This window comes from Streptomyces yongxingensis, assembly GCF_055597465.1.
In genome coordinates this window covers 2,508,478-2,522,522 of sequence record NZ_CM145717.1, presented here as the reverse complement: position 1 = coordinate 2,522,522, position 14,045 = coordinate 2,508,478, and the positions used below count along the sequence as shown (strand labels likewise).

13 protein-coding genes are annotated in these 14,045 nt (G+C 71.9%); 8 read left to right on the top strand and 5 right to left on the bottom strand.

Annotated features, from left to right (window positions below; genetic code table 11):
* The first annotated feature begins 37 nt into the window (after window positions 1–37).
* A complete protein-coding gene (locus ACZ6TD_RS10460; protein ID WP_471352862.1) occupies window positions 38–1,510 on the top strand; it encodes an RsmB/NOP family class I SAM-dependent RNA methyltransferase in 1,473 nt (490 codons plus the stop codon).
* A gap of 44 nt (window positions 1,511–1,554) precedes the next feature.
* On the opposite strand, the gene ACZ6TD_RS10455 is transcribed toward ACZ6TD_RS10460, so the two are convergent.
* Window positions 1,555–2,487, bottom strand: a complete 933-nt coding sequence (locus ACZ6TD_RS10455; RefSeq protein WP_471352860.1) for a serine hydrolase — start codon at window positions 2,485–2,487, stop codon at window positions 1,555–1,557.
* 220 nt (window positions 2,488–2,707) lie between these two features.
* Between ACZ6TD_RS10455 and rpe the strand changes: the two genes are divergently transcribed.
* The 3 genes from rpe (at window position 2,708) to ACZ6TD_RS10440 (ending at window position 6,115) form a co-directional block, all read left to right on the top strand.
* Complete coding sequence (rpe, locus tag ACZ6TD_RS10450) at window positions 2,708–3,382, top strand: ribulose-phosphate 3-epimerase (RefSeq protein WP_471352859.1); 675 nt, start codon at window positions 2,708–2,710, stop codon at window positions 3,380–3,382.
* Window positions 3,383–3,517: 135 nt separating this feature from the next.
* Window positions 3,518–4,507, top strand: coding sequence for a sugar-binding transcriptional regulator (locus tag ACZ6TD_RS10445; protein WP_191066348.1), 990 nt, complete (start codon window positions 3,518–3,520; stop codon window positions 4,505–4,507).
* A 168-nt stretch (window positions 4,508–4,675) separates the two neighbouring features.
* Entirely contained in the window at window positions 4,676–6,115 is a 1,440-nt protein-coding gene (locus ACZ6TD_RS10440; protein ID WP_471352857.1) for a GuaB1 family IMP dehydrogenase-related protein, read from the top strand.
* Between the two features lie 96 nt (window positions 6,116–6,211).
* Here ACZ6TD_RS10440 and ACZ6TD_RS10435 read toward each other — a convergent pair whose 3' ends face one another.
* A complete protein-coding gene (locus tag ACZ6TD_RS10435; protein WP_471352855.1) occupies window positions 6,212–6,979 on the bottom strand; it encodes a DUF2637 domain-containing protein in 768 nt (255 codons plus the stop codon).
* A complete protein-coding gene (locus tag ACZ6TD_RS10430) occupies window positions 6,976–7,182 on the bottom strand; it encodes a hypothetical protein (protein WP_471352853.1) in 207 nt (68 codons plus the stop codon). Before ACZ6TD_RS10430 ends, ACZ6TD_RS10435 begins: the two co-directional genes overlap by 4 nt.
* A 300-nt stretch (window positions 7,183–7,482) precedes the next feature.
* On the opposite strand from ACZ6TD_RS10430, the gene ACZ6TD_RS10425 reads away from it, so the two are divergent.
* The 4 genes from ACZ6TD_RS10425 (at window position 7,483) to ACZ6TD_RS10410 (ending at window position 12,233) form a co-directional block, all read left to right on the top strand.
* Window positions 7,483–8,955, top strand: a complete 1,473-nt coding sequence (locus tag ACZ6TD_RS10425; RefSeq protein WP_471352851.1) for an amino acid permease — start codon at window positions 7,483–7,485, stop codon at window positions 8,953–8,955.
* A 10-nt stretch (window positions 8,956–8,965) separates the two neighbouring features.
* A complete protein-coding gene (locus ACZ6TD_RS10420; protein ID WP_086882116.1) occupies window positions 8,966–9,421 on the top strand; it encodes an Lrp/AsnC family transcriptional regulator in 456 nt (151 codons plus the stop codon).
* A gap of 238 nt (window positions 9,422–9,659) precedes the next feature.
* Window positions 9,660–10,457, top strand: coding sequence for a carbon-nitrogen hydrolase family protein (locus tag ACZ6TD_RS10415; protein WP_471352849.1), 798 nt, complete (start codon window positions 9,660–9,662; stop codon window positions 10,455–10,457).
* Window positions 10,458–10,523: 66 nt separating this feature from the next.
* Window positions 10,524–12,233: a flavin monoamine oxidase family protein gene (locus ACZ6TD_RS10410; RefSeq protein ID WP_471352847.1), complete on the top strand. Its 1,710-nt coding sequence runs from the start codon at window positions 10,524–10,526 to the stop codon at window positions 12,231–12,233.
* Between the two features lie 40 nt (window positions 12,234–12,273).
* Here ACZ6TD_RS10410 and ACZ6TD_RS10405 read toward each other — a convergent pair whose 3' ends face one another.
* Both ACZ6TD_RS10405 and ACZ6TD_RS10400 read right to left on the bottom strand, forming a co-directional pair.
* Entirely contained in the window at window positions 12,274–12,975 is a 702-nt protein-coding gene (locus tag ACZ6TD_RS10405) for a DUF5995 family protein (protein WP_471357610.1), read from the bottom strand.
* 94 nt (window positions 12,976–13,069) lie between these two features.
* Window positions 13,070–13,954, bottom strand: a complete 885-nt coding sequence (locus ACZ6TD_RS10400; RefSeq protein WP_471352845.1) for an NAD-dependent epimerase/dehydratase family protein — start codon at window positions 13,952–13,954, stop codon at window positions 13,070–13,072.
* Between the last annotated feature and the right edge of the window lie 91 nt (window positions 13,955–14,045).

Below are 14,045 nucleotides of genomic sequence, written 5' to 3'. Positions count from 1 at the left end.
TCCTTCAGCCCGATCCGTCCCCCGGAGCACATTTCCCGTGACCGACCAGCCCCGTCGTCGCCGTCCCCACGCCCCGAACCGGCCTGGCAAGCCCTACCGCCGCCCGCAGAAGGACCCCGTGCGGATCCTCGCCTTCGAGGCGCTGCGGGCGGTCGACGAACGGGACGCGTACGCCAACCTCGTTCTCCCGCCCCTGCTGCGCAAGGCGCGGGAGAGCGCGGAGGCCGGCAGCGGGCCGCGGTTCGACTCCCGGGACGCGGCGCTCGCCACCGAGCTGGTCTACGGCACCCTGCGCCACCAGGGCACCTACGACGCGATCATCGCCGCATGCGTGGACCGCCCGCTGCGCGAGGTGGATCCGCCCGTGCTCGATGTACTGAGCCTCGGCGCCCACCAGTTGCTCGGGACCCGCATCCCCACGCACGCCGCCGTCTCGGCGAGCGTGGAGCTGGCCCGGGTGGTGCTCGGCGACGGCCGGGCCAAGTTCGTCAACGCCGTGCTGCGCAAGATCGCCGGCCATGATCTCGACGGCTGGCTGGAGCGGGTCGCCCCGCCGTACGACGAGGACCCCGAGGAGCATCTGGGCGTCCGCCACTCCCATCCGCGCTGGGTCGTCTCCGCCCTGTGGGACGCGCTCGGCGGCGGCAGCGCCGGTATGGAGCAACTGCTGGCCGCCGACAACGAACGGCCCGAGGTCACCCTCGTCGCCCGGCCCGGCCGGTCCACCCCCGCGGAGCTGCTGGACGCGGTCGGCGAGCAGGCCGCGGAGCCGGGCCGCTGGTCGCCGTACGCGGTGCGGCTCACCGAGGGCGGCGAGCCCGGGGCGCTGGAGGCGGTGCGCGACGGGCGGGCCGGAGTGCAGGACGAGGGCAGCCAGTTGGTGGCCCTCGCGCTGGCGAACGCCCCGCTGGAGGGGGACGACCGGCGCTGGCTGGACGGCTGCGCGGGCCCCGGAGGCAAGGCCGCGCTGCTCGGCGCGCTCGCCGCGGAGCGCGGCGCCTCGCTGCTGGCCGCCGAGAAGCAGCCGCACCGGGCCCGGCTGGTGGCCAGGGCCCTGGCGGGCAACCCCGGGCCGTACCAGGTGATCGCCGCGGACGGCACCCGGCCGCCGTGGCGCCCGGCGTCCTTCGACCGGGTGCTGGTGGACGTCCCCTGCACCGGCCTCGGCGCCCTGCGCCGCCGCCCCGAGGCGCGCTGGCGGCGCCGCCCCGAGGACCTCGAGGGCTTCGCCCCGCTCCAGCGCGGGCTGCTGCGGGAGGCGCTGGCCGCGGCGCGCATCGGCGGGGTGGTCGGCTACGCCACCTGCTCCCCGCATCCGGCCGAGACCCGGGCCGTGGTCGAGGACGTCCTCAAGGGGCGGGGCGGCGAGGCCGTCTCCGCGGAGTGGATCGACGCCCGGCCGCTGCTGCCCGGGGTGCCCGAGCTGGGCGACGGCCCCGACGTCCAGTTGTGGCCGCACCGGCACGGCACGGACGCCATGTATCTGGCCCTGCTGCGCCGCACCGGCTGACCGCGCTCATTTCCGGGCCGTTTCCGGGGCTGTCCGTTGCGGGGTCAGTCCTCCGGAACCGCCGGAAGCGCTTCCTCGGGCCGGTCGGTCGGGGCGTAGAGCGTATCGGCGTGGGCGGTGGGGTTGAGGTCCTTGTGCACCGCGCGCGCCACCGCCTCGATGGTGGCCACGCCCGCCTCCATGGTGCGGTTGCCCTGGGTGAGCACGGTGAGGGTGTAGTCGTGGCCGCCGCCGGTGAAGGCGCCGATGCTGTGCACCCGCCAGCCGTGCGAGGACCGCTCCAGCCAGCCGTTCTTCACATGGATCTTCGTACCGCCCGGGGCGCCGGCCGGGGTGCCCCAGCGCTGCTCGGGGATGACCTTGCCCATCAGCGTGAGGACGTAGGCGCGGGACGCGTCGGTCAGCACCGTGTTCGCGTGCGTGATCAGGTCCAGGAGCCGCTCCTGGTCGTTCGCCGTGATCCGGGTGAGACCCCAGTAGCCGTCCTTGCCGGGCACGGTGGCGTCCATTCCGGCCGCCCGCAGGAACGCCTTGACCCCGGACGGCTTGAGCCGCTTCCACAGCTTGCTGGTCGATGCGTTGTCCGACTTGGTGATCATGGCCTTGGCGAGGGTCTTCTCGCGCTTGGTCAGCCCCCGGTGGTGCCGCTGCGCGTCCCACAGCAGCGTCCCCAGGACCGTCACCTTCACCACGCTCGCGGAGTCGAACCTCTGGTTCGCGCGCAGGGTGCAGCGGGTGTGGGTGGCGTGATCGCGGAGGCTGATCGCGACGGTTCCGGACCGGCCGCGCAGCGCGCCGACGATGTCCTTGGACATCGTTCCGGCCAGCCCGGACTGGTGCGAGACGCAGACCGGCCGCGGTGCCGTGGCCGCCGCGGAGGCGGGCCCGGCCCCGGCGACCGGCGCCGCGATGAGGGCCGCCGTGAGCGCCGCGCACACCGCGGTGCGCGGGTGCGGGGGTATTCGATCGCTCGTCATAGTGGGTTGCCTGTTTCCCTTGCCTTGTCGCTTGTCACACGAGCCACTTACGTCACAAGAGCCACTTCTGCGCTCTCGACTCACATGACCTGGCGCGACGGCCAGGGGTTGCTCGACCACCTTCATGATCTCGTCTCCCTCGGCGTCCGTCGATCCGAGCGGGACTGATGATCAGATCCCGGCTCCATGGACGGGCGCCGATCGTGGGAGGCTTGGAGCCATGGCCCCGCAGATCAATCCCAGCATCCTGTCCGCAGACTTCTCCCGCCTGGCGGATGAGGCGAAGGCGGTCGAAGGCGCCGACTGGCTCCACGTCGACGTCATGGACAACCACTTCGTCCCCAACCTCACCCTCGGCGTGCCGGTGGTCGAATCGCTGGGCAAGGCCACCGAGACCCCGCTGGACTGCCATCTCATGATCGAGGACCCGGACCGCTGGGCGCCGCAGTACATCGAGGCGGGCGCCGGCTCCGTCACCTTCCACGTGGAGGCCGCGGCCGCGCCGGTGCGGCTGGCGCGCGAGATCCGGGCCAAGGGCGCGCGGGCCTCGATGGCGCTCAAGCCCGCCACGCCCATCGAGCCGTACGAGGACCTGCTGCCCGAGCTGGACATGCTGCTGGTGATGACCGTGGAGCCCGGCTTCGGCGGCCAGGCGTTCCTCGACATCATGCTGCCGAAGATCCGCCGCACCCGGCAGCTCATCGACAAGCACGGCCTTCAGATGTGGTTGCAGGTGGACGGCGGGGTCTCGGCCGAGACCATCGAGCGGTGCGCCGAGGCGGGCGCCGATGTATTCGTCGCGGGCTCGGCCGTCTACGGCGCCGACGACCCCGCCAAGACCGTACGGGAGCTGCGCCACCTCGCCGAAAAGGCGACCGGCACCCCCGGTTCATGAGGCGACGTAGCCACCGGTCGATGAACTCAAGGGTGAAGGCCAAACCAACTCCGCCGTTTCTGACAGGATGAACGGTGAGTCCGGACAGTGAATAGTGAGGAGACCGCGGTGTCGACGGGCCGTTCAGCCACGCGGATGGGACCCGCCGAACTGGTGCAGGCGGCCGCCATGGCGCGCCGCTTCTACCTCGAGGGCAAGTCCAAGATCCAGATCGCCGAGGAGTTCGGCGTCAGCCGCTTCAAGGTCGCGCGGGTGCTGGAGACGGCGCTCGAGCGCGATCTGGTGCGCATCGAAATCCGGGTTCCCGCCGAGCTCGACGCGGAGCGCTCCGACGCGCTGCGCGCCCGCTACGGGCTGCGCCACGCGGTCGTCGTGGAGTCCCCGGCCGACGCCGAGGCGGACACCCCGGACCCGGAGAACCTCGGCGAGGTCGCCGCGGACCTGCTGGGCGAGCTGGTGACCGAGGGGGATGTGCTGGGGCTGGCCTGGGGACGGTCCACGATCCACATGGCGGCCGCGCTGCACCGGCTGCCCCCGTGCACCGTCGTCCAGCTCACGGGCGTGTACGACGCGGGCACGGCCGAGCGCGGCTCGGTCGAGGCGGTGCGCCGCGCCGCCGCCGTCTCCGGCGGTGAGGCGCATCCCATCTACGCGCCGATGCTGCTGCCGGACACGGCCACCGCGGACGCCCTGCGCGGCCAGACCGGTATCGCCCGCGCCTTCGAGTACTTCGACAAGGTCACCGTGGCCTGCGTCTCCATCGGCTCCTGGGAGGCCGGGATCTCCACGGTCTACGACATGCTGACGGAGGAGGAGCGGGCCCACTACGAGAGCCTGGGCGCCGCCGCCGAGATGTCGGCCCACCTCTTCGACGCCGAGGGCCGCCGCATCGGCCGCGACCTGGGCGAGCGCTGTATCACCGTGGAGGCCGACCGGCTGCGCCGGATCCCCGAGGTGGTGGCCATCGCCGGTGGCCGCCGCAAGGCCGAGGCGATCGGGGCGGTGCTGAGGTCCGGCCTGGTCACCAGCCTGGTGACGGACACCGCCGCCGCGGACTACCTGCTGGCCGAGACCACCCCCGCCGCCCACCCCGCCCTCGACCGCGCCGACCCGGACGGGCCGTAAGCCCCTCGGGGCGCTCAGCAGGTCCTCAGGGGCCCCCGGAAGCCCCCGGGACGCGCCCCCGGACCGGCTCCGGCCCGGGGCGGCCGCATCCGCCCTGGTCGGAGCCGCCGGACGGGCCTTGATGCGGTCCGACGTTCGTTCCCGTACGCGCATGTGACAATGAAGTACGTGCGTTTCCTCAACGATCAGAAGCCGCCGTACGACCTGACGTACGACGATGTGTTCATGGTGCCGAGCCGCTCCGCGGTCGGCTCCCGCCAGGGGGTGGACCTCTCGTCCCCCGACGGCAGCGGCACCACCATCCCGCTCGTCGTCGCCAACATGACCGCGATCGCCGGCCGCCGCATGGCCGAGACGGTCGCCCGGCGCGGTGGCCTCGTCGTCATCCCGCAGGACATCCCGATCGACGTCGTCACCGACGTGGTCCGCTGGGTCAAGAGCCGCCATCTGGTGCTGGACACCCCGATCGTCCTCGCCCCGACCGGCACCGTCGCCGACGCACTGTCACTGCTGCCCAAGCGGGCACACGGCGCGGGCGTGGTGGTCGAGGACGGGCGCCCGGTGGGCGTGGTGACCGAGTCCGACCTGACCGGGGTGGACCGGTTCACCCAACTGTCCGAGGTGATGTCGCGGGAGCTGATGGTGCTCGACGCCGACATCGACCCCCAGGAGGCGTTCAGCCGCCTCGACGCGGCCCACCGCAAGCTGGCGCCCGCCGTGGACGCGGACGGGAAGCTGGCGGGCATCCTGACCCGCAAGGGAGCGCTGCGCGCGACGCTCTACACGCCCGCGGTGGACGCGGCGGGCCGGCTGCGGATCGCGGCGGCCGTCGGGGTCAACGGCGATGTGGAGGGCCGTACGCAGGCGCTCCTCGACGCCGGGGTGGACACCCTCGTCGTGGACACCGCCCACGGCCACCAGGAGTCGATGATCAGCGCGCTCAAGGCGGTCCGGGGGCTGGGCCCGCGGGTGCCGGTGGTGGCGGGCAACGTGGTCGCCGCCGAGGGGGTGCGCGATCTCATCGAGGCCGGTGCCGACATCGTCAAGGTCGGCGTCGGGCCGGGCGCCATGTGCACCACCCGCATGATGACCGGCGTGGGCCGGCCGCAGTTCTCCGCGGTCATGGAATGCGCCGCCGAGGCGCGGAAGTTCGGCAAGCACATCTGGGCGGACGGCGGTGTCCGGCACCCCCGCGACGTCGCCATGGCGCTGGCCGCCGGGGCGTCCAACGTCATGATCGGCTCCTGGTTCGCGGGCACGTACGAGTCGCCCGGCGACCTCCAGCACACCGCCGACGGCCGTCCCTACAAGGAGAGTTTCGGCATGGCGTCGGCGCGCGCGGTGCGCAACCGCACCAGCGAGGAGTCGGCGTACGAGCGGGCCCGCAAGGGGCTGTTCGAGGAGGGCATCTCCACCTCGCGGATGTTCCTGGACCCGGCCCGGCCGGGCGTCGAGGACCTGATCGACTCGATCGTCGCGGGGGTGCGCAGCTCCTGCACCTACGCGGGCGCGGGGTCGCTGGAGGAGTTCCACGAGCGGGCCGTCGTCGGCGTCCAGAGCGCCGCGGGCTACGCGGAGGGCCAGCCCCTCCACGCCTCCTGGGACTGACGGTTCAGGGGTTCGGCCGACGTCGGGTCCCACGCGGCACCACAGCCCCACTCGGCTCGGGTGAGTGGGGCTGTGGCGCTGTGGTGCGACGGTGTCTCATCTCGCCATTCCACGCTGCTCGCCCCGGGTCCGGGGCAGCGCGTGGCGTGGCGGGCTGGTGAGCGTGATCTGCCGTACCAACTGGTGGAACGAGACCAGCGCGGCGACCGGGGGAAGACCGGCCACGGCCATGCTGGGCGCGTTCCTCGGGGCGTGGGCCACGCACAGGAACACCGCGATGGTGGAGAAGAGCACCACCACGGCCCATGAGTGCGCCGCGCCCCGCCGGTGCAGGGCGGCCCGCAGCACCGACAGCGAGGCGACCAGCCAGGGTCCGTAGACCAGCAGGGGCCACCACGCCGCCATGGACTCCGAGGTGCTCGGAGAGGCCAGATAGCGCAGCGGGCGGTAGGAGATCATTCCGCCGAGCACGCTCAGCATGGCGACGATGACCGTGGTGACCGCCGCGAAGATCAGGCTGATCACATGCAGCCACGGCATCGTCGGCAGCCGGAAGCGGACCCGGCGGCGCTTGCCGCGCCCCCGCACATGCGCGGGGGAGGGGGCTCGCAGGGGGGTGACCGGTGGTCCGATGGGGCCGGTGGTGTGCACCGCCTCCTCGGCGGAGGACGTCTGGAGCAGCCGGGCCAGGTCCCCCTCCAGGTCCCAGCGGCCCTCGATGGTCTCCGGGTCGGGCAGGGGGAAAGGATTCATCTCATAATCGGCGGCCGCCTCGAACCGCTCCCCGGGAGGGGGCGCGGGGGCGGGCCGGTGGCCGGTGGGAGGGGGCCCGTAGCCGCCCGGCCTCGGCTCGGTGTACGTCATGCCTTGACGCCCGGTTCCGTGGTACCGGAGCGCTGGAGGAAGTCCGCCTCGATCCGGCCCAGCGTCCGGATGAAGTCCTCCCACACTCTCGCGCAGTATTCGAGCGGGTGGCGCTCGCTGTCACCCCCCTGGTCACGAGGCCGGAACACCGGCTCGGCACCGAGGCGGGAGTGATCGGGTGGTTGCAGACTGTCAGTGGTCACGTCCCCACCAACGACCGCTAAAATGGTGCAGTATCGCGGCATTCGGGTGAAACGCGCGCTGACGAGCTCAGTGTTTCGCAACGATTCACCGTCGGGCGCCCCCGCGCGCAACGTTGCGACACGTATGCGCAACCATGGTCCATTACGGCCGTCGGCGGACGGCTCATAGGGTCTTGCGCTGACGTGGAGTGGCGGAGACCGGCTGCTCGGCGATTCCCACCTGCGGGTCTCCCTCCCGGGTACCCGTATGTCCGCAGTCGGTCGCCACCACCTGATGGCAGCGATTAAGGAGCCACCCAAGTGTTGGAGCACGGCGCAGCACCGCCCGCCACCCAGCAACCGGAACCAGACCCTCCGGTCGGCGGGCTGGGCGCCCGGCTGATGCGGCGCAAGCCGGTGGAGCGGCTGGTCGCCGAGGGCGGCCAGGGCGAGGGCGGAAGCCTCCGGCGCTCGATGGGCGTATGGCAGCTCACCATGATCAGCATCGGCGCCACCCTGGGCACCGGCATCTTCGTGGTGCTCGGCGAGGCGGTGCCGGACGCGGGCCCCGCGGTCATCGTGTCCTTCGTCATAGCCGGGCTCACCGCGCTGTTCTCCGCGCTGTCGTACGCCGAGCTGGCGGGCACCATCCCGGTCTCCGGCTCCTCCTACTCATACGCCTACGCCACGATGGGCGAGCTGATCGCCTGGGTCTGCGGCTGGTGTCTGATCCTGGAGTACGGCGTCTCGGTGGCGGCTGTCGCCGTCGGCTGGGGCGAGTACCTCAACGAACTGCTCGACGGCACCCTCGGGATCACCATCCCCGACGCCCTGGCCGCCCCGCCCGGGGACGGCGGGATCTTCAATCTGCCCGCGCTGCTCGTGGTGCTGCTGGCCATGGCGTTCCTGCTGGGCGGCGCCAAGGAGAGCGCCCGCGCCAACGCCATCATGGTCGGGGTGAAGATCGCGGCGCTGATCCTCTTCTGCGCCGTCGCCTTCACCGGCATCCGGGCCGGCAACTACACCCCGTTCATGCCGTTGGGCATGGCGGGCGTCAGCGCCGCCGGCGCCACCCTCTTCTTCTCCTACATCGGCTTCGACGCCGCCTCCACGGCCGGTGAGGAGGCCAAGAATCCCCAGCGCGACCTGCCCCGCGCGATCATGCTCTCGCTGATCATCGTCACCGCGCTGTACTGCCTGGTGGCCGCCGTGGCGGTGGGCGCGCTGCCGTGGAAGAAGTTCTCCGGCTCCGAGGCCGCGCTCGCCTCGATCATGAAGAATGTCACCGGACAGAACTTCTGGGCCGTGCTGCTGGCGGCCGGGGCGGTCGTCGCGATCGCCTCCGTGGTGCTGACCGTGCTCTACGGGCAGACCCGCATCCTCTTCGCGATGTCCCGGGACGGGCTGGTGCCCAAGGTCTTCTCCACGGTCCATGCCAGGACCGGGGTACCCCGCGCCAACACCGTCATCGTCTCGCTCTTCTGCGGTGTCCTCGCCGCCGCGATCCCGCTCGGCCAGCTCGCCGACGCCACCAGCATCGGCACGCTCTTCGCCTTCGCTCTGGTCAACATCGCCGTGATCGTGCTGCGCCGGACCCGGCCCGAGATGCCCCGGACCTTCCGGGTGCCGCTGTCCCCGCTCTTCCCGGTGATCGGCTTCGCGCTGTGTCTGTGGATGATGGGCAGCCTGCAGTTCGTGACCTGGGTGGTCTTCGGCGTGTGGATGGCCGTCGGCCTTGTGCTGTACTTCGGATACGGCATGCGCCGATCCCGACTGGCCACAGCAGAGAAGTGATTGCCCCCCAGTGCGACTGAACGATCTCGACGAACGCATCGTCCACGCCCTCGCCGAGGACGCCCGCCGCTCCTACGCCGACATCGGCGAAATCGTCGGGCTGTCCGCGCCCGCCGTCAAACGACGGGTGGACCGGCTGCGCGCGGAGGGAGCCATCACCGGCTTCACGGTGCGGGTCGACCCGGTGGCGCTGGGCTGGGAGACCGAGGGCTTCATCGAGCTCTTCTGCCGCCACAACACCTCGCCGGAGGACATCCGCCGGGGCCTGTCGCGCTACCCCGAGGTGGTGTCCGCGTCCACCGTCACCGGTGACGCGGACGCCGTCGTCCAGGTCTTCGCCGCCGACATGCGCCACTTCGAGCGGGTGCTGGAGCGGATCGCGGGGGAGCCGTTCGTGGAGCGCACCAAGTCCGTGCTGGTGCTGTCGCCCCTGCTGCGGAGGTTTAGTTCGGGCGCCCCTACGTAGGCGCTCCGCTGGGTGCGCGGTTCGGGGCGTCTGCCATGTCCTGCTGTCGGTCGGCTGCGGCTCCGTTGTGGCTGGGCGCGCAGTTCCCCGCGCCCCTTCGGGGCGCCTGCAACAAATCGCCGTGCACGGATCCCCATACGTCATGAATCGACACCGGACGCAATGAAGTCGTCTTGTTGGGCGATCCGGAGGCAACGTACTGTTTTTATGCCCGTACTCCTCGCCTCAAGGTCTGCCCATGCCGCCGTTGCGCACCGCTCTGCTCCAGAACTCCGGTCACCCCGGCGACCCCGCCGGTAACCTCAAGGTCCTCGACGAGGCCGCCGCCCGCGCGGCCGCCGACGGCGCCGGGCTGCTGGTCACCGCGGAGATGTTCCTCACGGGCTACGCCATCGGCGGCGGCGTGCGGGAGCTGGCCGAGCCCGCCGACGGGCCGAGCGGCCGGGCCGTGGCCGAGATCGCCGCGACGCACGGCCTCGCCATCCTCTACGGCTACCCCGAGCGCCACGCGGGCGCGGTCCACAACTCCGCGCGGCTGGTGGGCGCGGACGGCACCGAGCTGGCCAACTACCGCAAGACCCATCTCTACGGCTGCTTCGAGCGGGAGTCGTTCACCCCCGGGGAGACCCCCGTCGTCCAGGCCACCATCGGCGAGCTGACCGTCGGCATCCTGGTCTGCTACGACGTGGAGTTCCCCGAGAACGTACGGGCCCACGCCCTGGCCGGGACCGATCTGCTGGTGGTGCCCACCGCGCAGATGCACCCCTTCGAGTTCGTCGCCGAATCCCTGATTCCGGTGCGGGCCTTCGAGAGCCAGATGTACATCGCGTACGTCAACCGCAGCGGCCGCGAGGGCGAGTTCGACTTCGTCGGGCTGAGCTGTCTGGCCGGGCCCGACGGCGCCACCTGTCTGCGCGCCGGCCGCGGCGAGGAGCTCCTCCTCGGCGACGTCGACCCCAAACTGCTGACGACCTCGCGCCGGATCAACCCGTATCTGCGCGACCGCCGCCCCGGTCTCTACACCTCCCTCGGCTGATCCGTCCGGCCCCTGCCGCACCCGAACCACCCTTTTGAGCACCAAGCAGCAAGGAGTCCGTACCCCATGACGTCCACGGTGCCCACCGCCGTCCATGACGAGCAGGAAACGCGGGCCCAAGAGGCCCTTCCGCCCATCACCATGTTCGGCCCGGACTTCCCCTACGCCTACGACGACTACCTCGCCCACCCCGCGGGCCTGGGCCAGATACCGGCGACCGAGCACGGCGCCGAGGTCGCGGTCGTCGGCGGCGGTCTCTCCGGTGTCGTCGCCGCGTACGAGCTGATGAAGATGGGCCTGCGGCCCGTGGTCTACGAGGCCGACCGGATCGGCGGACGGCTGCGCACCGTCGGCTTCGACGGCTGTGACGACGCGCTGACCGCCGAGATGGGCGCGATGCGCTTCCCGCCGTCCTCCACCGCCCTCCAGCACTACATCGACCTGGTGGGCCTGGAGACCCGGCCGTTCCCCAACCCGCTGGCCCCCGAGACCCCCTCGACCGTGGTCGACCTCAAGGGCGAGTCCCACTACGCCCGCACCATCGACGACCTGCCGCCGGTCTACCGCGAGGTGGCCGACGCCTGGAACGCCTGCCTGGAGGAGGGCGCGGACTTCTCCGACATGAACCGCGCCATCCGCGAGCGGGACGTGCCCCGGATCCGGGAGATCTGGTCGCGGCTGGTCGAGAAGCTGGACAACCAGACCTTCTACGGCTTCCTCTGCGACTCCTCGGCCTTCACCTCCTTCCGCCACCGGGAGATCTTCGGCCAGGTCGGCTTCGGCACCGGCGGCTGGGACACCGACTTCCCCAACTCCATCCTGGAGATCCTGCGCGTCGTCTACACCGAGGCCGACGACCACCACCGCGGCATCGTCGGCGGCAGCCAGCAGCTCCCCCTGCGGCTGTGGGAGCGCGAGCCCGAGAAGATCGTCCACTGGCCCCAGGGCACCTCGCTGGCCTCGCTGCACGAGGGTGCGCCCCGCCCGGCCGTGACCCGGCTGCACCGGGCCGCGGGCGACCGCGTCGTGGTGACGGACGCGGGCGGTGACATCCGCTCGTACCGCGCGGTGGTCTTCACCGCGCAGTCCTGGATGCTGCTCTCCCAGATCGACTGCGATGACTCGCTCTTCCCGATCGACCACTGGACGGCGATCGAGCGCACCCACTACATGGAGTCCAGCAAGCTCTTCGTGCCGGTGGACCGGCCGTTCTGGCTGGACAAGGACGAGGTCACCGGCCGGGACACGATGAGCATGACGCTCACCGACCGGATGACCCGCGGCACCTATCTGCTGGACAACGGCCCGGACCGGCCCGCCGTCATCTGCCTCTCCTACACCTGGTGCGACGACAGCCTCAAGTGGCTGCCGCTGTCGGCGAACGAGCGGATGGAGGTCATGCTGAAGTCGCTGTCGGAGATCTATCCACGCGTCGACATCCGCAAGCACATCATCGGCAGCCCGGTCACCGTGTCCTGGGAGAACGAGCCGTACTTCATGGGCGCGTTCAAGGCCAATCTGCCCGGCCACTACCGCTACCAGCGCCGGCTGTTCACCCACTTCATGCAGGACCGGCTGCCCGCCGACAAGCGCGGCGTCTTCCTCGCGGGCGACGACATCTCCTGGACGGCGGGCTGGGCCGAGGGCGCCGTCCAGACCGCGCTCAACGCGGTGTGGGGCGTCATGCACCAGTTCGGCGGCGGCACCGACCCGAAGAACCCCGGGCCGGGCGATCTGTACGACGAGATCGCGCCCGTCGAGCTCCCCGAGGACTGAGCCGGCCCGGGGCCGCTCGGCACCCGGCCCGGGGGGCCGCTCAGCACGCGGACGGCAGAGGGGTGAGCAGACAGCGCCCGACCAGACCCACGGTGGCGTCGACGCGCTCCGCGAACTCCTCCGCCAACTCCGGCACCGCGCGCAGCCCCCACAGCGCGCGGAACGCCGCCCATGCGGCGTCCCGCGCCTTCTCCAGGCTCCAGGAGCCCACGAGATGGGTGAGCGGATCGGCCACGTCCAGCAGGTCGGGGCCGGGCATCAGCTCCTCCCGGATCCGCTCCTCCATCCCCGTGAGCAGCGCGCCGATCCGGTCGAAGTCGCCCTCCAGGGCGTCCGGTTCGAGGTCCCGGGCGCGGCAGGTGTCCAGCAGCGCGAGCGCCAGGTCATGGCCGATATGGGCGTTGATCCCGGCCAGCGCGAACTGCACCGGGCGGACCCCGGGGTGGCACCGCAGCTGGAACAGCGGCCGCCAGCAGGCGGGCGGCCGCCCGCCCGTGGCCACCGCGTCGACCGCCGCCAGATAGCGCTCGGCGAACCGCACGTCCAGCTCCTCGGTGGCGGACGGGTCGTGGAAGTACCCGTCCGCGAGCCGTCGGCCGACCTCCTCGGTGACCGACAGATACACCCCGTTGAAGACCGCCACCCCGTCCCCGGGCGGCAGCGCCGCGCCGAGCGCGCTCATGCGCGCCACGACGCTTCTCACGGTGCGCGGGGTGAGCCGCGCGGGCGTGGGCATGGGCATCGTCATGGACGCCAGGGTGGCAGGCCGGACGGGCGCGGTCCCGCCGTACGCCGCCGCTTCCCCTGGACGGTCTAACGCCCCGTCAACCGCCGTATCACAGCACACCCGCGTCGCGCGCCGTCCACATCGACGGATACAGCGGCCGCCAGCCCAGCTCGTCGCGCAGCCGGAGGTTGGAGGTGATCCCGAACCAGGGGTCCTCGTCGGTCCGCTCGGTCATGCCCTCGGGCAGCGGTACTCCGCTGATCTGGTAGAGCTCGACCGTGGTCGCCGGGGCGTCGTCCACGATGTTGTACTTGCGGCCCGACACCGAGCCGCCGGCCGTGCCGCCCGGGGCGCGCAGCAGCCGCAGCAGCGCCTGCGTCGCGTCCGCGTGGTGGACCATGGCGAGCCGCTGGTTCCCGGCCCATGCCGCCGCGTGCGGCAGGACGTTCGTCAGATGCGGATCGCCGTCCCCGTAGACGAAGGCCAGGCTGCCGATCCGCAGATCGAGGCCGTGCTCGCGGTGGAGCGCCAGCAGCTCCCGCTCCGCCTCGGCCTTGGAGGCCGGGTACGCGCCCCACAGCAGACCGCCGGGCCTGCTCTCGTCGTCCTCCGTCAGCGGCCGCCCGCGCGGGACGCCGTACGCCAGATTGGTGCTGACCTGGAGGAACCGGCTCGTCCCGGCCTCGACCGCGGCCCGCCCGAGCGCGACCGCCGCGTCCCGGTTGACCGCCCACGCCTCCTCGTCCGGCACCCCGCGGAAGGCCGCCGCGATGTTGACCACCGCGTGCACCCCCTCCATGGCCCTCCGCAGGTCCTTCTCCTCGCGCAGATCGCCGACCATGAGCCGCGCGCCCTGGGCCGCGAAGGGCGCGCCGCGCTCCTCGTCGCGCACCAGCACCCGCACCTCGGTACCGGCCGCGGGCCGCTCCAGCAGCCGCTTGGTGAACCGCCGTCCCACCTGACCGGTCGCACCCGTCACCAGAATCAAGGGCATGAGCATCCGCCTTTCGTCTCGTCGCTCGGCCTCAGCCTGCGGCGGGCGGGGCGGGGCCGGGAGAGACCTCCTCATCCAGGGATCCGCAGAC